The following is a 20,215-nucleotide window of genomic DNA, read 5'->3' on the forward strand; positions in this document are numbered from 1 at the left end:
TCAGCGAGCCTTGGAGGAACCACCACTATGTCGTCCGAAAGCGTTGCCGCGCGGCTGCAGAACCGGAACGGGATCGACTTCGCCGTGGCCGATCTCGGCCTGGCCGAATTCGGCCGCAAGGAGATCCGCCTGGCCGAACACGAGATGCCCGGCTTGATGGCGTTGCGCCGGGAGTACGCCGAGGTGTACCCGCTGCGCGGAGCCAGGGTTTCCGGCTCGCTGCACATGACCGTGCAGACGGCGGTGCTGATCGAGACGCTGGTCGCGCTCGGCGCCGAGGTGCGCTGGGCCTCCTGCAACATCTTCTCCACCCAGGACCACGCGGCCGCCGCGGTGGTGGTCGGCCCGCACGGGACGCCGGAGGAGCCCAAGGGGGTGCCGTGCTTCGCCTGGAAGGGCGAAACGCTGGAGGAGTACTGGTGGTGCACCGAGCGGATGCTCACCTGGGAGGGCGAGGGTCCGAACATGATCCTCGACGACGGTGGCGACGCGACCATGCTGGTGCACAAGGGAACCGAGTTCGAGAAGGCCGGTGTGGTGCCGTCGCCGGACGACAACGATCCCGACGAGTGGAAGGTTTTCCTCGGCCTGCTCAAGGAATCGCTGGCCGCGGACACCGGCAAGTGGACCAAGATCGGCGAGGGTGTGCTCGGCGTCACCGAGGAGACCACCACCGGCGTGCTGCGGCTGTACCAGCTCGCCGCCGCGGGTGAGCTGCTGTTCCCGGCGATCAACGTCAACGACGCGGTCACCAAGTCGAAGTTCGACAACCGGTACGGCATCCGCCACTCGCTGGTCGACGGCATCAACCGCGGCACCGACGTGCTGATCGGCGGCAAGGTCGCGGTGGTCTGCGGGTACGGCGACGTGGGCAAGGGCGCCGCCGAATCGCTGGCGGGCCAGGGCGCGCGGGTGATCGTCACCGAGATCGACCCGATCTGCGCGCTGCAGGCGGCGATGGACGGCTACCAGGTCAAGACGCTGGAGTCGGCGCTGCCCGAGGCCGACATCGTGATCACCACCACCGGCAACAAGGACGTGGTGCTGGTCGAGCACATGGCGAAGATGAAGCACCAGGCGATCGTCGGCAACATCGGCCACTTCGACAACGAACTGGACATGGCCGGGCTGGCGCGGTACCCGGGCATCGTGCGGAACAACATCAAGCCGCAGGTCGACGAGTGGGTGTTCCCGTCGGGCCGGTCGATCATCGTGCTCTCGGAGGGGCGCCTGCTGAACCTGGGCAACGCCACCGGGCACCCGTCGTTCGTGATGTCGAACAGCTTCTCCAACCAGGTGATCGCGCAGATCGAGCTGTTCACCAAGCACGAGGAGTACGACAAGGAGGTCTTCCGGCTGCCGAAGAAGCTCGACGAGAAGGTGGCGAAGATCCACCTGGAGGCCCTCGGCGGTGAGCTGACCAAGCTGACCAAGGAACAGGCCGAATACATCGACGTCGACGTCGAAGGCCCGTTCAAGCCGGACCACTACCGCTACTGAGCGGCCACCGCGCCGGTCCACCGCCCGCTGGGTACAGTGCGGCGGTGGGCAGGCTGGTGGTGATCGAGGGGCTGGACGGGGCCGGTAAGCGGACCCTGACGGCGAACCTGACGAAGGCGTTGCACGACACGGGAGCGTCCGTGGCGACGCTCGCGTTCCCCCGTTACGGCGAGAGCGTGCACGCCGATCTGGTGCGTGAGGCGCTCCACCGCGGGCACGGCGACCTCGCCGACTCCGTGTACGGCATGGGCCTGCTCTACGCCCTCGACCGGCGGGGGGCGGCGGACCGGATCAACGACCTCCGCGAACGGCACGACGTGCTCCTCCTCGACCGCTACGTCTCCTCCAACGCCGCGTACGCCGCCGCCCGGTTGCACCAGGACAGCACCGGTGAGGTGGTCAAGTGGGTCCGTGAGCTGGAGATCGACCGCTTCGGCCTGCCCGTGCCCGACGCCCAGCTCCTCCTCCGCGTACCCCGCGAACTCGCCGCGGAGCGCGCCGAGCAGCGTGCTCGGGAGGAGGCCGACCGCGCCAGGGACGCCTTCGAAGCCGACGGCGGCCTCCAGGACCGCTGCGGCGCCGTCTACGACCAGCTCGCCGCCGAGAACTGGCTCTCCCCGTGGTTCGTGCTCGACGGGGCCGGCGCCGTCGACGCCCCGGCGCTCGCGGTCAGCCTGCGAGGACTTTGAGCAGCCATCCGTGGAACTCGCCGAGGTGGTGTTCGGCGGGCACCAGCACCCCGCCGTCGGCGTAGGACCGCGACGACATCGCCGGCTGGCACCGTTCACACGCGTCGAAGTCCTGCTGGTTGACCCGGTGGAACAGCTCCACCGACCGCGACACGTCCCGCCCGGACGCGATCACCTCCGGTGCGTACAGCCAGTCGCACTCGACCAGGGTGCGGTCCGCGGCCAGCGGGTACAGCCGGTGGAAGATCACGTGGTCCGGCACCAGGTTCACGAACACCTGGGGCCGTACGGTGATCGCGTAGTACCGCCGGTCCTGCTCCGAGCGCACCCCGTCGAGCCGGTCGAACCCGGCCCCGCCGTCGACGGTGAAACCGTCCACCTCCGCGCCGAACTCGGCGCCGTGGCCGACGAAGTACTGCGCGGCCAGGCCGTCGGCGAACTCCGGCAGCACCTCGGTCAGTTCCGGGTGGATGGTCGCGCAGTGGTAGCACTCCATGAAGTTCTCGACGATCAGCTTCCAGTTCGCCCGCACGTCGTAGCTGATCCGCCTGCCCACCCGCAGGTCCGCCAGCCGGTAGCCCTCGATGGCCGCGGCGTCACCCAGTCGCGCGGTCACCGCGTCGACCACGGTGTCCGAAAAGGACGGTGGTTCCGGGGCCAGGCACACCCAGGCGTAGCCGAGCCACTCCCGCAGGTGGACCCCGGTCAGGCCGAACCGCGTCCGGTCGAGCTCCGGCATCCTGGTCAGGTTCGGCGCGGCGATCAGCTTGCCGTCCAGCCCGTAGGTCCACGCGTGGTACGGGCACTGGAACGACCGCTTCACCGAACCGGTCTCCTCGGTGCACAGGCGCGCGCCCCGGTGGCGGCAGACGTTCAGGAAGGCCCTGAGCGAACCGTCCCGCGCCCGGCTGAGCAACACGCTTTCACGTCCTATTCGGACTGTCCGGAAGTCGCCGGGCCGTTCGAGGTCGGCGCTCCGCACCGCGCAGCACCACATGCGCTCGAAGACCTTCTCCTGCTCGGCGGCGAAGATCGCGTCATCGACGTAGTAGCGCCCGCCCAGCGTCGGGAGCAGGCTCGGCGGCAGGTCCAGCGAGGTCATCACGGCACTCCAGCGAATCGCGCGGGGTCGAACAGGGAGATCGGGTGCTCGGTGCCGCCGTCGGCGACCAGGTCCGCGACGATCTCCCCGACCACCGGCACGAACTTGAACCCGTGCCCGGAGAAACCGCAGGCGACGACCACCCGGTCGAACTCCGGGTGCCGGGAGATCACGAAGTGCTCGTCTGGCGTGTTCGTGTACATGCAGGTCGCCGCGCGCAGGAACGTCCCCGGCAGCGAAGGCAGGCGCGGGCCGATGAAGCCGGCGATGTCGTCGACCTCCTCGGGGTGCACGGTCCGGTCGATGGTCTCGGCGGTGCACGGCTTGCCACCGCGGAAGAACGCGACCTTGACGCCGTCGTCGGCCCCCCGGTGCGCCGGGAAACCGTAGAACTGCCGCCCCTCCGGGTTCTCCCAGATGTAGATCGGGTGCCGCTCCGGCAGGTACGGCGCGACCCCGCCGGTCGGCGCGAACCAGAACTGGATCTGCCGCTCGACGGTGAATCCGATGCCCAGCGAAGACAGCACCTCCGGCGCCCACGCGCCGGGGCAGACCACCAGCTCGCCGGCGGTGTAGTGGTTCTGCGAGGTGCCGACCCGGACGCCGTGGTCGTCGGCGGCCCAGGACAGCACCTTCTCCTCGTAGTGCAGCTCGGCCCCGGCCCGCGCGGCGAGTTGCAGGTGCGCGGCGACGCTGGCCTCCGGCACCACCAGCCCGGCCGTCGGCTCGTACAGGCCGACTTCCCCGGCACCCGGCGTCATCGTCGGGAAGCGCCGCCGGATCTCCGCCGCGTCCAGCATTTCGTGCCGCAGGCCCCACTTCTCGGCGCTGAGCCTGCTGCCCGCGATCGCCCGCGTTCCCGGCTCGCCGATCATGATGCCGCCGCAGCGGTCGAAGATGCGCCTGCCGCTGTCGGCCTCGAGCTGCGCCCACAGTTCGTGCGCCCGCAGCAGCAGCGGCACGTACGCCGGGTCCTCGAAGTACGCCTGCCGGGTGATGCGGGAGCCGCCGTGGCTCGACCCGCGGTTGTGCACCGGCGCGAACTGCTCGATGCCGAGCACCCGTTTCCCGCGCCGGGCCAGCCGGTACGCCGCGGCGCTGCCCATGCCGCCGAGGCCGATCACGATCACGTCGTAGCGCACGGTCAACTCCTCAACCGGGTCATCTTCGGGTCGAACAGGGGCTCCTCGGCGACCGTGTAGGGCAGTCCCGTGCCGAAGTACTCGATCTCCACCGCCTGTCCGGGCACCGAGAGCGCGGCGGGCAACCAGGCGTAGGCGATGCACTTGCCGATGGTGTAGCCGTAGGCCGCGCTGGTGACGTAACCCGCTGGCTGCCCGCCCGCGTACACCGGTTCGCTGCCCATCACCACCGCCGCCGGATCGTCCGAGGTCAGGCAGGTGAGCCGGCGCGAGACCGTCTCGGCGGAGCGGCCGGCGATCGCGTCCCGCCCGATGAAGTAGCCCTTGTCCTCGCGCACGGCGAAGCCGACCCCCGCTTCGTACGGGTCGTGCTCGGTGGTCATGTCCGTGCCCCAGGAGCGGTACCCCTTCTCCAGGCGCATGCTGTTGAACGCCTCGCGCCCGGCCGCGATGACACCGAACTCCCGCCCGGCCGCCCACAGCGCGTCCCACAGCTTCGCCCCGAGGTCGGCGGTGGTGTACAGCTCCCAGCCCAGTTCGCCCACATAGGACAGTCGCAGCGCGGTGACCGGCACGTCGCCGACAAAGGCTTCGCGAGCCTTGAAGTAACCGAGCGCCCGGTGGGAGAAGTCCTGCCGGGACAGCGACTGCACCAGGTCGCGGGCACGCGGCCCCCACACCCCGACGCAGCAGGTACCGGAAGTGGTCTCGCGGACCTGCACGCTGCCGTCGCGCGGCAGGTGCCGCCGCAGCCAGTCCAGGTCCAGCGGGCTGTTCACGCCGACCTGGAAGGTCTCCTCGGCCAGCCGCGCCACGGTCAGGTCGCTGCGGATGCCGCCGTCCTCGCCGAGCAGCAGCGTGTAGGTGACCGCGCCGACCTTCCTGTCCAGCTGGTTCGTGGTCAGCGCCTGCAGGAACGACAACGCGCCCGGCCCGCTCACCTCCAGCCGCCGCAACGCGGTCATGTCGAACAACGCCACCCGCTCGCGGGCCACCAGCGCCTCGGCCCCGGCGATCGGCGACCAGAACCGCCCGGCCCAGCCCTCGCGGACCGGGACGCGCTCGACCTCGGGCAGGTCCGCGTTGGCCTCGTACCACTGCGGCCGCTCCCAGCCGGACGCCTCCAGGAAGTACGCGCCGAGGTCCGCCTGACGCCGGTGGAACGGGGTGGTGCGCAACGGGCGCGGCTGCTCGATCGGCTGCAGCGGGTGCAGGATGTCGTAGACCTCGGCGAAGCTCTGGCACGCCCGCGCCCGGACGTAACCGGGCGCGAGCTGCACCCGCTCGAACCGGTTCAGGTCGCAACCGTGCAGGTCCGCGCTCGGCTGGCCGTCGACCACCCACTCCGCCATCGCCCTGGCCACGCCCGCCGAATGGGTGATCCACACGGCCTCGGCCACCCAGAACCCTTCGAGGTCCGGGTGCTCGCCGAGCAGCGGCAGGCCGTCGGGGGTGAAGGAGAACAGCCCGTTGATGCCCTCCTCGACCTTCGCCTCGCCCAGCACCGGCAGCAGGTCGACCGCCGCCGCCCACGACTCGTCGAAGTCGTCCGGGGTGAACGGCAGTTCCGAGGGCATACCGGGTGAGGTGCGCGGATCGGCGATCTCACCGGGGTCGACCGGCATCGGCCGGTGGCCGTAGGCGCCGATGCCGATGCGGTCCACGTGCTCGCGGAAGTACAGGTCGGCGTCCTGGTGCCGCAGGATCGGCTGACCCGCCTCGGTCAGCTCGTCGTTGCGCCCGGCGAGCACGGCCAGCGGGCTGGTCCTGGCGTACTGGTGCACCATCGGCACCAGCGGGATCGGCAGGTCCACCAGCTCGCCGAGGAGCGGGCCCCACATACCGGCGCAGGAGACCACCACGTCCGCCCGGAAGGTGCCGGTTTCCGTGGTCACCGCGGTGACCCGGCCGGCCGTGCGCTCGATGCGGGTCACCTTCTCGCCTGCCAGGAACTTCGCCCCGCGGGCCATCGCCCGCCGGGCCTGGGCCTCGGCCGCCCGCAGCGGTTTGGCCAGCCCGTCGCTGGGGATGTGGAAACCGCCGAGCACCTTCGACGGGTCGAGCAGCGGGTGCAGCTGGGCGCAGTCGTCCGGGCTGCGCAGGTAGGACCGCACGCCCCAGGAGGCGGCCCAGCCGTGCCGCCGCTTGAGGTCCGCCCAGCGCTCCGGGGTGGTCGCCACCTCCAGCCCGCCGAGCTGCTGGAAGCACCACTTCCCGTCCAGCGTCAGCGCGCTGTACTTGGCCACGGTGTAGCGGGCGAACCCGGTCATCGTCTTGCCCCCGGTGGTCTGGAAGACCAGCCCCGGCGCGTGCGAACTGGACCCGCCGGTGGTGAACAGCTCGCCCTGCTCCAGCACGGTGACGTCGGTCCAGCCGCGCTCGGTCAGCTCGTCGGCGAGCGCGCACCCCACGATGCCCGCCCCGATCAGGACCACGCGCGGATTGGCGACCATCGCGAAACCTCCAGCGGAAGAGGGGTACGCCACCCGCCGTGTCCAGAGTGGACAAAGGGTGGCGGGTGTTGCGGATGGGGAGGTGTGTTCCGTCTTCTGCAACAAGGTGCGGGAAGCGGGACAGCACTGTCAAGGGGTACCGGCAGGTAGTCCCCTGGGTGTCAGCGCTGGAAGTAACCGAGCTGCTCCGAAAGCTCGGCGGCGGCGTCGGCCATCGGGCGCACCACCTGGCGCACGCGCTGCCGGGAAAGGCGGTACGAGGGCCCGGACGCGCTCATCGCCGCGACGATCTCGCCGTGCGCGCCGTGGATGGGCACCGCGACGGCGTGCATGCCCAGCTCCAGCTCCTCGAAGCAGGCCGCGTACCCGTCCTCGGCGACCCGGTCCAGTTCGGCGGCCAGATCCGCCGGATCGGTGGTGGTGCGCGGGGTGTACCGCTCCAGCCGGCGCCGCAGGACGCGGCGGCGTTCGGCGTCCGGCATGTAGGCGAGCAGCACCTTCCCGCTGGAGGTGGCGTGCAGCGGGGTGCGCTGGCCGGTCCAGTTCTGCGTGGTGATCGCGGCGGAACCGCGGGCCTGGCTGATGTTGATCGCGACGCCGTCGTCGGCCACCGCGATGTTGACCGTCTCGCCGAGCGATTCGGCCAGCGCCTGGCAGGTCTGCCTGCCCAGCCTGGCCAGGTCCATCCGGCCGGTGGCGGCCCCGGCCAGCCGGACGATGCCGAAGCCGATCACGTACTTGCCGCGCTCGCCGAGCTGCTCCACCAGTCCGCGGGCCTCCAGCACGCTGACCAGCCGCGAGGCGGTCGACTTGTGCACACCCAGCTCGTTCGCGATCGCGGTGATCCCGGTTTCCCCGTTGCGCGCCAGCAGTTCCAGCACGCTGATCGCGCGGTCGACGGACTGGACCTGGCTGGGGGCCCCGTTGCCCTGCTCGGAGTTCCGCATGGCGCAACAGTAACCGTTCGGCGCGGTTCCGCTCGGCCGACCGGGCGAATCGCTTGACGTCGCCGGGAGGGGCGCGCACTGTTGCGTCTAGCACGCCGTGTCTCGCCATACGCAACACGGCGAAGGAAAACTCGACCCGGCAAGGCAATCCGGAGGCCCCTCATGATCAGAGCCTGCGCCGTCGCCGACCTCCCACCCGGTGAGGCGATCGTTGTCCAAGCCCATGTGCCGATCGCCGTCTTCCACGCCGACGACGGTTTCTACGCGATCGACGACACCTGCACCCACCAGGACGCGTCGCTGGCCGACGGCTGGCTGGAGGGGTGCGCGGTGGAGTGCCCCCTGCACGCCGCGGCGTTCGACCTGCGCACCGGGGCGCCGAGCTGCCTGCCCGCCAGGAAACCCGTGCGCCCCTATCCCGTGCTGGTCGCCGACGGCGAGGTCTACGTCGACCCGGACGTGCGGGAGGAGGTCGCGTGAAGACCATCGCGGTCATCGGCACCTCGCTGGCCGGGCTGCGCACCGCGCAGGAACTGCGGGCACGCGGTTACGACGGGCGGCTGGTGCTGGTCGGGGAGGAGCCGCACCGCCCGTACGACCGGCCGCCGCTGTCGAAGGACTTCCTGCTCGGCGAGCTCGACGTGGCCGAGCTGGACCTGGCCACCGCGGAGGAGCTGCTCGACCTCGAAGCCCGGTGGTACCTGGGCACCCGAGCCGAGCGGCTCAGCCCCGCCGACGGCGCGGTGACCCTGTCCGACGGCACCGAAATCGTCGCCGACGGTGTGGTGCTCGCAACCGGTGCCACGCCGAAAACCCTGCCGGGACAACCGAAGGCGCACACCCTGCGCACCCTGGACGACGCGGTCGCGCTGCGCCGCGCGCTGTCCGGTGGCGGAGCCCGCGTGCTCGTGGTCGGGGCCGGGTTCATCGGTGCCGAGGTGGCGTCGACCGCACGCGAACTGGGCCACGAGGTGACCGTGGTGGAGGCGCTGCCGGTCCCGCTGGCCGGGGTGCTCGGGGACACCATGGGCGCGGTGGTTTCCGCGCTGCACGAACGGAACGGCGTGCGCCTGCGCACCGGCGTGACCGAGTTGCCGTCCGGGGCGGACGTGGTGGTGGCCGGGATCGGGGTCCGGCCGAACACCGGCTGGCTGACCGGCTCCGGCATCGCCGTCGACCACGGCGTGCTCTGCGATTCCGGTTGTGTCACCGCGAATCCACGCGTGGTCGCGGTGGGTGACGTGGCCAGGTACCGCCGTGGCGGCCACCGCGTGCGGGCCGAGCACTGGACCGCCGCCACCGAACAGGCCGGGGTCGCCGCGGCGAACCTGCTGGCCGGCCGCACCGTCGCGCGGTACCGGCGGCCGGACTACTTCTGGTCCGAACAGTACGGTCACCGCATCCAGTTCGCCGGGGAGGCCGCCGACGAGGTGCGCGTGGTCGAGGGATCGCCGTCCGACGGCCCGTTCGTCGCCACCTACCACCGAAACGGCGTTATCACCGGGGTGCTCGCGGTGGACCGCCCGCGCCCGTTCACCCGGCTCCGGCGGGCGCTCGCGGCCCCGGTGGCGGTCGGTTGATCGTCCATCCGGGCTAAGTCCGGCCGGTGATCATCGGCTGTTCGCCGGGTCGTGCGTGCGCGCACGCACCAGAGTGCGAGTATGTGAACATGAAGGCACGTGTCTTGGTGGTCGACGACGACCCTGCGCTCGCGGAGATGCTCACCATCGTGCTGCGTGGGGAGGGGTTCGACACGGCCGTCGTCGCGGACGGTTCGCGGGCGCTGCCCGCGCTGCGCGAACTGAAGCCCGACCTGGTCCTGCTCGACCTGATGCTGCCGGGGATGAACGGCATCGACGTCTGCAAGGCCATCCGCGCCGAGTCGGGCGTGCCGATCGTGATGCTGACCGCGAAGAGCGACACCGTGGACATCGTGCTCGGCCTGGAGTCCGGTGCGGACGACTACGTGGTCAAGCCGTTCAAGCCGAAGGAACTGGTCGCGCGGGTGCGGGCCCGCATGCGGCGCACCGAGTCCGAGCCGGCCGAGTCGCTGGCCATCGGTGACCTGACCATCGACGTGCCGGGGCACGAGGTGACCAGGGAGGGCAAGGCCATCCCGCTCACCCCGCTGGAGTTCGACCTGCTGGTGGCGCTGGCGCGCAAGCCGCGTCAGGTGTTCACCCGCGAGGTGCTGCTGGAGCAGGTGTGGGGTTACCGCCACGCCGCTGACACCCGGCTGGTCAACGTGCACGTCCAGCGCCTGCGGTCGAAGGTGGAGAAGGACCCGGAGCACCCCGAGGTGGTGTTGACGGTGCGCGGCGTCGGGTACAAGGCTGGCCCGCCGTGAGCAGACCGTGAGCAGGCCGGCCGCGTTCGGTCGCGGCACCGTGGCCACCGGTCGCCGGGTGGCCGCGTTCCTGCGCCGCCGGTCCATCGACTTCGGCGAGCTGTGGCGGCAGTCCCTGCAGTTCCGGGTCACCATCTCCACCCTGGCGCTTTCGTCGGCGGTGGTCTTCGTGCTGGGCATGGTGCTGCAGAACCAGATCACCGACCGGCTGATCGAGACCAAGAAGGTCGCCGCGATCGCCCAGACCAGGGCCATCCTCGACGACGCCGAGAGCGAGCTGTCCGGCCTCGACGCGCCGGCCGACCAGCTCAAGTCCCGGCTGGAGAACGCGCTCAAGAAGCTGGCCAGCGCGCCGGCCGGGCAGGACCCGACCAGTGCCAGCGCCGGGGCCTTCGAACCGGTGCTGGCCAGCGTGGACCCGAGCAAGTCCAGCGAGTCCCCAGCGGTGGCGGGCCCGTTCGAGAAGGTGACCCCGCGGCTGCGGCAGTTCGTCGAGGGCGAGCAGTTCTCCGAGCAGATCCACACCGCCGGCGCCGAAGGTGCCCGCACCACCTACCTGATGATCGGCGCCCCGGTCACCGGCGCCCCGCGCCCGCTGCAGCTCTACCTGCTCTTCCCGCTGACCGCCGAGCAGAACACCGTGCTGACCGTGCAGAACACCCTGCTGGTCGGCGGCCTGGTGCTGTTGTTCCTGCTGGTGCTGATCACCAACCTGGTCACCCGCCAGGTGGTGCACCCGGTGCGCCGGGCGGCGGCGGCCGCGGAGAGGTTCGCCGAGGGTGAGCTGGACCAGCGGCTCGGCGTGCTCGGCGAGGACGATCTGGCCAAGCTCGCCGAGTCGTACAACGAGATGGCCGCGAGCATCCAGCGGCAGATCCGGCAGCTGGAGGAGTTCGGCCAGCTGCAGCGCCGGTTCACTTCGGACGTCTCGCACGAGCTGCGCACCCCGCTGACCACCGTGCGCATGGCCGCCGACGTGCTGCACGCCTCGCGTGAGCAGTTCCCGCCGGGGCTGGCCCGGTCCACCGAACTGCTGGTCGACGAACTGGACCGGTTCGAAGCGCTGCTCGGTGACCTGCTGGAGATCAGCAGGCTGGACGCCGGGGTGGAGGAGCTGTCCGCCGAACTGATCGACGCCCGGCCGATCGTGCTGCGCGTGGTCGAGCAGGTCCGGGTGATCGCCGGGGACGCGAACAGCGAACTGGAAGTGGACCTGCCCGAGACGCCGGTCGAGGCCGAACTGGACGCCCGCCGGGTCGAGCGCATCCTGCGGAACCTGCTGGCCAACGCGGTCGACCACAGCGAGGGCAAGCCGGTGCGGGTGCGGCTGGCGGCCAACGAGCACGCGCTGGCGATCACCGTGCAGGACTTCGGCGTCGGCCTGCGGACCGGCGAGGCCGGGCTGGTGTTCAACCGGTTCTGGCGGGCCGACCCCTCCCGCAACCGCCGCACCGGCGGCACCGGCCTCGGCCTGGCGATCAGCCTGGAGGACGCGAAGCTGCACGGCGGGGAACTGGAGGCGTGGGGTGAGCCGGACCGCGGTGCCTGCTTCCGGTTGACCCTGCCGCTGCGCCAGGGCGAGCAGTGGGAGGCCAGCCCGCTGGAGCTGCCCCCGGACGTGCCGCCGGGCGGGTTCATCGGCATCGAACCGGACGAACCGGCCGGTGAGGCTTCGGTGACGCCGAACCTGGTCGCCGCCGAACGCGAGGAGGTCAGGTGAGCAAGCGGTGGCGGGCGGTCTGGGCACTGGTGGCCTGCCTGGTCGTGCTGGGGGCCGGTGGCTGCGCCACGGTGCCGGAGGAGTCGCAGGCCAGGGTCATCTCGTCCGGCGGCATGGCGCCGCCCGCGCCCCCGGTGCCCGAGCCCCAGAAGGACCTCGACGCGCTGGGTGTGGTCCGCGAGTTCGTCGCCGCGAGCGCCCAGCCGCAGAACGACAACGGCCGGGCGCGGCTGTTCCTGGACCCGCCGTCCCGGTCGACCTGGCGCCCCGACCGCGGGCTGACCGTGATGGAGGAGAAGTTCGACACGGTCTACTCGCCCAACCAGCCCGCCGACCCGAACCGCCGGATCGTGCTGCTGCGCGGCACCTACGTCGGCAAGCTCGGCCCGGACAGCGCGTTCATCCCGCTCAGCGACAGCTTCGAGCAGCCGGTGCAGCTGGCCAGGCAGCCGGACGGCCAGTGGCGCATCGTCTCGCCGTCGAACAGCATCGTGATCACCGAGCCCGACTTCACCCGCAACTACTTCCGGGTGCCGGTGTACTTCTTCTCCACCGATCGCAACTCGCTGGTGCCGGACCTGCGGTACGTGGTGCAGAAACCGCAGTCCGGGCTGCCCGGGCGGGTGATCGACCTGCTGCTCAACGGGCCGTCGGACTTCCTCGACGGCGCGGTGGACAACCCGCTGGGCCAGCAGGCGACGATCGACCAGAACGTCAGCGGCGCACCGGACGGTTCGGTGGTGGTGCCGCTGACCGGGGTCGCCGAGCAGAGCGAAGAGCAGAAACGGCTGATCGCCGCGCAGGTGGTGCGCTCGCTGCAGAGCGTGACCAGCAGCCGGATCCGGTTGCTCTCGGACGGGGCGCCGCTGGTGGCGGGCCGGGAGGAGTGGCGGGCCAGCGACCTGCCGTCGTACGAGACGTGGGCGTCCCCGGAGTCCGACCTGCCCGGCCTGATGGTCACCGGCGGCCGGGTGCGTGCGCTCAACGACGGCGCGCCGATCCCCGGGCCCGCCGGTGCGCGGGCCTACGACGTGGTCAGCGCCGCGCAGTCACTGGACGGCAGGCAGCTGGCGGTGATCGAGCGGGACAACGGCAGGCTGTGGTTGCGGGTCGGGGAGTTCGGCCTCGACCTGGCCAGGACCGAGCTGAACGGGGACCGGCTGAGCAGGCCGACCTGGCGCCCCTCGCTGCCGGCCTCCGGGGCGGGCGGTGAACTGTGGACGGTGGTCGACGGTTCGCAGGTGGTCCGGGTGCTGCGGACCGCGCAGGGCACCTGGGCCAGCCAGGTGGTCAACGCCGACAACGTGCGTTCACTGGGCCCGGACATCTCGGCCCTGCGCCTGTCCCGCGACGGCACCCGCGCGGCACTGGTGGTCTCCGGGAAACTGGTGGTCGCCGCGGTGGTGCGCAACGCGGATTCGGTCAGCCTGCGCGCTCCTCGGGTCCTCCAGGCGGCGCGGCTCTCGCAGGTCAAGGACGTGGACTGGGCGAACCAGGACAGCCTGGTCGCCATCACCGACTCGACGGCGCTGCCGGTCGTGCGCGTCCCGGTGGACGGGCTGCGGCTGGACCAGTTCAACCTGTCGAACCTGACCCCGCCCCTGCAGGCCATCACCGCGGCTCCGGGCCGCCCGGTCGTGGTCGCCGACCGGGAGGGCCTGTGGACGGCGTCGGAGGTGGGGGAGGTGTGGAGCCCGCACGACCACAGCCTGGGAGAAGCCATCCCCTTCTACCCCGGCTGACGTCCGTCCCCCCGCTGTCCTTCGCGGTGGCCGTCTCCGGCTGCCTTGGGCTGCGGCTGCGGTTCCCTGATCAAGGCTGGCTGGTCTCGGCCGTCCTCAGCTGTCCCGGTCAGCCCCGACTGCCTCAGTCACTGTCTGCCTGCTCCGTCGGTCCTCCGCACCCTCGGACGCCCCTCCACACCCGGCCGCCCCCAGCGCCCCCGGCGCACCCGGCCGCCCAGCACCCGGCCGCCGTCCGCCACCGCTCCGCCCGGGTTCGACTGCCGCTCCAGCGGACCGATCTGCCTCACCGCACCGGCTACCGGCCGCTGCCCGCAGCATCCGCCTGCCGCTCAAGCCGCCACCTGCCGAATCCTCCCCGCCAACCGCAAGTTCTTACCACTCGTTCTCAACTTGTCGGGGTCTGTCGTCAGGCTGCGCCCATGACCGAACACCCCACCCTTCGCCCGACCGCCGCCCCTCCCAAGCGGGGCACAACCTCACACCCGCGCCCGGCCCCAGCACCGCCCAACCGCAACTTCCTACCACTCGATCCCAACTTGTCGGGGTCCCTCGGCAGGCTGCAGGCATGAGCAAACTCCTCGACCTCATCCTCCCGCCGATCTGCGCCGGTTGCGGTGCGCTCGGCGCCGCCTGCTGTGCCGGCTGCCTCCGCGTCTGGGGCGCGCCGGTACCGGTCCCGCTGCCCGCGGTAGCCGTGTTCACCCTCGCCGCGTACACCGGCACGGCCCGCCGGCTGGTGCTCGCCTACAAGGAGCGCGGCCGCCGCGACCTCGCGCCGGTGCTCGGCGAGCTGCTCGCGAGGGCCGTACCGTACCTACCAGGAGTGAGACCCGCGCCCGACGGCCTCTGGTGGCTGGTGCCCGTGCCCTCGCGCCGGGTCGCTTCGCGGGCCAGAGGCGGCCCGCACATGGTGCGGCTGGCGCGCGTCTGCGCCCGCCGCCTGGCCGAGCGCGGCCACCCGGCGGCCGTCGCGCCGGGGCTCGTGCTCGACTCGCGGGCCGCGGACGCCGCCACGTTGAACAGGCACCAGCGTGCCGCCAACCTCGTCGGCCGGATCACGGCCGAGCCAGCCGGTCTGCCCCCGCCCGGCACGCCGGTCGTGCTGCTCGACGACGTGCTGACCACCGGTTCCACGGTGTCGGCGTGCGCCCGCGTGCTGCGTGCGGCGGGCCACCCGGTTACCGCCGGGTTAACGCTGATCAACGCTCACTCATCCGAGTGAAGCTGCGCCGGGAACATTCCGGTACCGCCCGTCCGTTGTCGGGATATGACGCGGTCAGTGAGTAGAACGCCCTCGACTGGGTATCCCGCCGCCGTGACCGCCGTTCTCCCCGCATCCGTCACGGTGCTGAATTCTGGCTTCCATTCGCTGAGCCTTCTGCGTGAAAGGCAGCACCGTGCAATGCTCCGAACGGGTCGGAAACTGACGAGTAACCGGCGTAGCCCATTGCTCGCAGTGACGGGTTCTCACGGCGTGACATCCCCCGGCTCGGGGGCTGTTGTTCCGGGCCAGAGCGGGCTAACGTGCTCCGCTATCAGCAAACCCGGTAGGCGGGGAGGTGAAAAGCCCATGTCCCTGGCGCCGGAGGCGCGCTGAGCCCGCGTCCGGCCGGCCGCGCGAGACGTCGTGACCCAGCGGCCGGATTCTCTCAGCAAGGCGTACTTCCGTTCCGCTCCGGCGGATTCCGATTATCGCAGTCCCGATTTCACCGGCGCCGTAATGCTCACACAAGCTCGCAGTCAATTCAGCGAGGGAGGTCGTGTATGGACATCGTCGTGAAGGGCCGTAACGTGGAGGTGCCCGAGCACTACCGGGCACACGTCAGCGAAAAGCTGTCGCGGCTGGAACGCTATGACAAGAAGGTCATCCGTTACGACGTGGAGCTCTTCCACGAGCCCAACCGCCGCCAGGCGAAGAACTGCCAGCGCGTGGAGATCACCGTGGCAGGCAAGGGTCCCGCCGTCCGGGCGGAGGCCACGGCAGGTGACTTCTACGCCGCGCTCGACGCCGCGGTCAGCAAGCTGGAGAGCCGCCTCCGCCGGTCCCACGACCGGCGTCGGGTCCACTATGGACGCCGCCGTTCCGAATCGGTCGCCGAGGCGACCTCGGTGGCAGGCGGACTGGCCGAAACCGGCAGGCGCCCCGCCGCGAGCACCGCGGTGCTGGACGCGCCCACCCACGACGACCTGGCGCTCGACGGCGCCGCCGGAAGAACGAACGGCATCGACGTACCCCAGCAGCGCTGGGACGACGGTGTGGCCGAACACCTCCCCGGCCGCATCGTCCGCGAGAAGGTGCACGACGCGGAACCCATGACCGTCGACCAGGCCCTCTACCAGATGGAGCTGGTCGGCCACGACTTCTACCTGTTCAACGACTCGGCCAGCGGCAGGCCGAGCGTCGTCTACCGCAGGAAGGGCTTCGACTACGGCGTGATCCGGCTGGCGAACTGAACCCGGTGGCCTGTTTCACCAAGAGCTGAAATCCCGTTCCGGTACTCCGCCCGGCGGCCCGCACGCGCAGCGCGTGCGGGCCGTCGGCCTGTCCGAGCAGCATCTTTCGTACGGCGGTGCGTGCACGAACACCGGCACGTTCCCTACGATGGTGGGCGGGCAACCCCCGGACCCCCCGAAGTACGCATAGTCATAGTGAGGTCTCCTGAGATGGTTCTGAACCGCCTGCTCCGCGCGGGCGAGGGCAAGATGGTCAAGCGCCTGCGCAACATCGCGGACCACATCAACACCCTCGAAGACGATGTGAAGAACCTCCCGGACGCCGAGCTGCAGGCCAAGACCGGTGAGTTCCGCGAGCGGTTCGCCAACGGGGAATCGCTCGACGACCTGCTGCCGGAGGCCTTCTCGGTGGCGCGCGAGGCCGCCTGGCGGGTGATCGGGCAGCGCCCGTTCGACGTCCAGCTGATGGGCGGGGCCGCGCTGCACCTCGGCCAGGTCGCCGAGATGAAGACCGGTGAGGGCAAGACCCTGACCCAGGTGCTGCCCGCCTACCTCAACGCCATCTCGGGCAAGGGCGTGCACGTCATCACGGTCAACGACTACCTGGCCAAACGTGACGCCGAGTGGATGGGCCGCATCCACCGCTTCCTCGGCCTCGAGGTCGGCGTGATCCTCTCCGACATGACGCCGGAGCAGCGCCGCGCGGCCTACAACTGCGACATCACGCACGGTACGAACAACGAGTTCGGCTTCGACTACCTGCGTGACAACATGGCGTGGGACATCAACGACTGCGTGCAGCGCGGGCACAACTTCGCCATCGTCGACGAGGTCGACTCCATCCTGATCGACGAGGCCCGCACCCCGCTGATCATCTCCGGCCCGGCCGACCAGTCCTCGCGCTGGTACATCGAGTTCGCCAGGATGTCGCCGCTGATGAAGGCGGACGTGCACTACGAGGTCGACATCCGCAAGCGCACCGTGGGTGTCACCGAGAAGGGCGTCTCGTTCATCGAGGACCAGCTCGGCATCGACAACCTCTACGAGGCCGCGAACACCCCGCTGGTCGGGTACCTGAACAACGCGCTGAAGGCCAAGGAGCTGTACAAGCGCGACAAGGACTACATCGTCCGCAACGGCGAGGTGCTCATCGTCGACGAGTTCACCGGCCGCATCCTGGCCGGTCGCCGCTACAACGAGGGCATGCACCAGGCGATCGAGGCCAAGGAAGGCGTCGAGATCAAGGCCGAGAACCAGACGCTGGCCACGATCACGCTGCAGAACTTCTTCCGCCTCTACGACAAGCTCGCCGGCATGACCGGTACCGCCGAGACCGAGGCCGCCGAGTTCCACCAGACCTACAAGCTGGGTGTGGTGCCGATCCCGACGAACCGCCCGATGGTCCGCGTCGACCAGCCGGACCTGATCTACAAGACCGAGCAGGCGAAGTTCGAGGCGGTCGCCGAGGACATCGCCGAGCGGCACGCCAAGGGCCAGCCGGTGCTGGTCGGCACCACCAGCGTGGAGAAGTCCGAGCACCTGTCGAAGCTGCTGCTCAAGCTGCAGGTGCCGCACGAGGTGCTGAACGCGAAGTACCACGACCGGGAGGCGCTGATCGTGGCGCGCGCCGGGCGCAAGGGCGCGGTCACGGTGGCCACCAACATGGCCGGTCGTGGTACCGACGTCGTGCTCGGCGGCAACCCGGACATCATCGCCGACGAGGTGCTGCGCGAGCGCGGCCTCGACCCGGTGGAGCACTCCGAGGAGTACGAGGCCGCCTGGCCGAAGGTGCTCGAAGAGGTCAACGCCGAGGTCAAGGCGGAGGCCGAGGAGGTCCGCGCGGCGGGCGGGCTGTACGTGCTCGGCACCGAGCGGCACGAGTCGCGCCGCATCGACAACCAGCTCCGCGGCCGGTCCGGTCGTCAGGGCGACCCGGGTGAGTCCCGGTTCTACCTCTCGCTCGGCGACGAGTTGATGCGCCGGTTCAACGCGACCATGGTCGAGCGCGTGATGACCACCATGCGGTTGCCGGACGACGTGCCGATCGAGCACAAGATGGTCTCCAAGGCGATCAAGAGCGCGCAGACGCAGGTCGAGCAGCAGAACATGGAGATCCGCAAGAACGTCCTCAAGTACGACGAGGTGATGAACCAGCAGCGCAAGGTCATCTACAGCCGCCGTCGCAAGGTGCTCGAGGGCGAGGACCTGCGCGACCAGGTGACGAACATGCTCACCGAAGTGGTCACCGCCTACGTCAACGAGGCCACCGCCGAGGGCTACGCCGAGGACTGGGACCACGACAAGCTGTGGACCGCGTTGAAGATGCTGTACCCGGTCGGCGTGCAGTGGGAGGACCTCGCCGAGGACACCGACGACCTGGACTCCGAGTCGCTGCGGGAAGCGCTGGTCGCCGACATCCACGCGGCGTACGAGCGGCGTGAGGCGGAGATCGACGCCACGGTCGGCGAAGGCGCGATGCGTGAGCTGGAGCGCCGGGTGATGATGTCGGTGCTGGACCGCAAGTGGCGTGAGCACCTCTACGAGATGGACTACCTCAAGGAGGGCATCGGCCTGCGGGCGGTCGCGCAGCGCGACCCGCTGATCGAGTACCAGCGCGAGGGCTTCGACATGTTCGACCGGATGGTCGAGGCGCTCAAGGAGGACGCGGTCGGGCTGCTGTTCAACCTGCAGGTCGAGCGGCAGGACCCGCCGCCCGCCCCGGAACCGGCCACCGACCTGCCGGTGCCGCTGCCCACCGGCGGTGGCGCTCCGCAGGGCAACGGCAACGGCAACGGTGCCGCCAGGGACAACGGCTCCGGTGGCGGCAGGCACGCGCAGGCCGTGCCCCCGCAGCCGAAGCCCGACCCGGTGCCCGCCGCCCTGCGCGGCAAGGGCCTCGACGGTGGTGGGGCCCCGCGTGGCCTGACCTACTCGGGCCCCGCCGAAGACGGCGGTGTCGAGTCCCACGGCGATGCCGCCGCCTCCGCCGGGAACGACTCGGCCGGCGGCACCCGGCGCGAACGCCGCGCCGCCGCCCGAGCCCAGGCGAAGAAGGGCAAGAAGGCCCCCCGCCGCTGACCCGGCCAAGGGCACCCCTCCAGCCAGGAGACCCGCCGAGGAGGCCACGCACCGCCGGTGCGTGGCCTCCTCGCTGTTTTCAGGCCGCCGAACCACACACGCGCCGCCCACCCACTCGCGCCGCCCACCCACACGCGCCGCCCACCCACACGCTCAACCAGCCCCGCCTGCACACCCAGCCAGCCCAACGCGGCGACCGCAGCCAAGCGCCGAGGCAGCCCAACGCGATTGCAGCCAAGCGCCGAGGCAGCCGAGTCGTCCGGGACCGCCGGGCGGGGCAGTCACCCGGCCCGGACAGCCGCGTCAGGCAGTCGACTGCTGTGGCCACGCGCCCGGAACCAGCTTGGGCAGCCGACCGGGGCGATCGTGCGGCCGGGCAGTCGTGCTGGGCAGTTGACTGGGCGGTTCGCGCGGTCGGGCTGCCAGCCGGGCGGCCGGTCAGCCAGGCTGGGCGATTGGCCGGGGCGGCCAAGCGGCTGGGCAGTCGTGTTGGGCAGTTGACTGGTCGGTTCGCGCGGTCGGGCTGCCAGCCGGGCGGCCGGTCAGCCAGGCTGGGCGATTGGCCGGGGCGGCCAGGCGGCTGGGCAGTTAACTGGTCGGTTCGTGCGGTCGGGCTGCCAGCCGGGCGGCTGGTCAGCCAGGTGGGGCGATTGGCCGGGGCGGCCAAGCGGCTGGGCAGCCGTGCCGGGCAGCCGACCAGGGCGGTCGAGCGGGCGATCGTGCGGCTGGGCAGCCAGGCCGGACAATCAACCGGGGCGGCCGCTCGGCCGGGCACCCACCCGGCCGAGCCGCCGACCACGTCCCCAGCCACCGCCCCACCCAAGTCACCCACCCCACCACGCAAGCCAGCCCTCACCACTCAGATCACCGAGGGGGTGCGCAGGCCAACGACCCACGCACTCCGCCCCTCACCCCACCACGCGAACCAGCCCCACCACCCAGGTCACCGAGGGGGTGCGCAGGCCAACGACCCACGCACTCCGCCCCTCACCCCACCACGCGAACCAGCCCCACCACCCAGGTCACCGAGGGGGTGCG

Annotated in this window: 14 protein-coding genes; 10 read left to right on the plus strand and 4 right to left on the minus strand. The window is 70.9% G+C overall.

All coding sequences use genetic code 11. The features are described 5' to 3' along the window. Positions 1-27: 27 nt before the first annotated feature. Positions 28-1,500, plus strand: a complete 1,473-nt coding sequence (ahcY, locus tag AC07EG_RS33030; protein ID WP_478257156.1) for an adenosylhomocysteinase — start codon at positions 28-30, stop codon at positions 1,498-1,500. Positions 1,501-1,544: 44 nt separating this feature from the next. Further along, entirely contained in the window at positions 1,545-2,189 is a 645-nt protein-coding gene (locus tag AC07EG_RS33035; protein ID WP_478257157.1) for a dTMP kinase, read from the plus strand. Here the strand turns inward: AC07EG_RS33035 and AC07EG_RS33040 are convergent. The 4 genes from AC07EG_RS33040 to AC07EG_RS33055 form a co-directional block, all read right to left on the minus strand. Next, positions 2,170-3,291, minus strand: coding sequence for an aromatic ring-hydroxylating oxygenase subunit alpha (locus AC07EG_RS33040; protein ID WP_478257158.1), 1,122 nt, complete (start codon positions 3,289-3,291; stop codon positions 2,170-2,172). The genes AC07EG_RS33035 and AC07EG_RS33040 overlap by 20 nt on opposite strands. Further along, entirely contained in the window at positions 3,291-4,433 is a 1,143-nt protein-coding gene (gene solA, locus AC07EG_RS33045) for an N-methyl-L-tryptophan oxidase (RefSeq protein ID WP_478257159.1), read from the minus strand. Before solA ends, AC07EG_RS33040 begins: the two co-directional genes overlap by 1 nt. Before the next feature lie 2 nt (positions 4,434-4,435). Beyond that, positions 4,436-6,886: a GcvT family protein gene (locus tag AC07EG_RS33050; protein ID WP_478257160.1), complete on the minus strand. Its 2,451-nt coding sequence runs from the start codon at positions 6,884-6,886 to the stop codon at positions 4,436-4,438. Positions 6,887-7,047: 161 nt separating this feature from the next. Then, entirely contained in the window at positions 7,048-7,833 is a 786-nt protein-coding gene (locus AC07EG_RS33055) for an IclR family transcriptional regulator (protein ID WP_478257161.1), read from the minus strand. Positions 7,834-7,995: 162 nt separating this feature from the next. Here AC07EG_RS33055 and AC07EG_RS33060 point away from each other — a divergent pair, with 162 nt between their 5' ends. From AC07EG_RS33060 to secA, 8 genes are all read left to right on the plus strand, one after another. Further along, positions 7,996-8,313, plus strand: coding sequence for a bifunctional 3-phenylpropionate/cinnamic acid dioxygenase ferredoxin subunit (locus AC07EG_RS33060; protein WP_478257162.1), 318 nt, complete (start codon positions 7,996-7,998; stop codon positions 8,311-8,313). After that, positions 8,310-9,413: an NAD(P)/FAD-dependent oxidoreductase gene (locus tag AC07EG_RS33065; RefSeq protein WP_478257163.1), complete on the plus strand. Its 1,104-nt coding sequence runs from the start codon at positions 8,310-8,312 to the stop codon at positions 9,411-9,413. The genes AC07EG_RS33060 and AC07EG_RS33065 overlap by 4 nt, the downstream gene beginning before the upstream one ends. Positions 9,414-9,502: 89 nt before the next feature. Next, positions 9,503-10,180, plus strand: a complete 678-nt coding sequence (gene mtrA, locus AC07EG_RS33070; protein WP_113697829.1) for an MtrAB system response regulator MtrA — start codon at positions 9,503-9,505, stop codon at positions 10,178-10,180. Between the two features lie 7 nt (positions 10,181-10,187). Next, positions 10,188-11,900, plus strand: a complete 1,713-nt coding sequence (gene mtrB, locus AC07EG_RS33075) for an MtrAB system histidine kinase MtrB (RefSeq protein ID WP_478257164.1) — start codon at positions 10,188-10,190, stop codon at positions 11,898-11,900. After that, a complete protein-coding gene (locus tag AC07EG_RS33080; RefSeq protein ID WP_478257165.1) occupies positions 11,897-13,642 on the plus strand; it encodes an LpqB family beta-propeller domain-containing protein in 1,746 nt (581 codons plus the stop codon). Before mtrB ends, AC07EG_RS33080 begins: the two co-directional genes overlap by 4 nt. Before the next feature lie 568 nt (positions 13,643-14,210). After that, positions 14,211-14,867: a ComF family protein gene (locus AC07EG_RS33085; RefSeq protein WP_478257166.1), complete on the plus strand. Its 657-nt coding sequence runs from the start codon at positions 14,211-14,213 to the stop codon at positions 14,865-14,867. 542 nt (positions 14,868-15,409) lie between these two features. After that, a complete protein-coding gene (gene hpf / locus AC07EG_RS33090) occupies positions 15,410-16,099 on the plus strand; it encodes a ribosome hibernation-promoting factor, HPF/YfiA family (protein WP_478257167.1) in 690 nt (229 codons plus the stop codon). 210 nt (positions 16,100-16,309) lie between these two features. Next, positions 16,310-19,177 (plus strand): preprotein translocase subunit SecA, encoded by a 2,868-nt coding sequence (secA, locus tag AC07EG_RS33095; RefSeq protein WP_478257168.1) that lies wholly within the window; start codon positions 16,310-16,312, stop codon positions 19,175-19,177. Positions 19,178-20,215 lie beyond the last annotated feature (1,038 nt).

It is taken from the genome of Amycolatopsis sp. NPDC045836 (assembly GCF_056431745.1).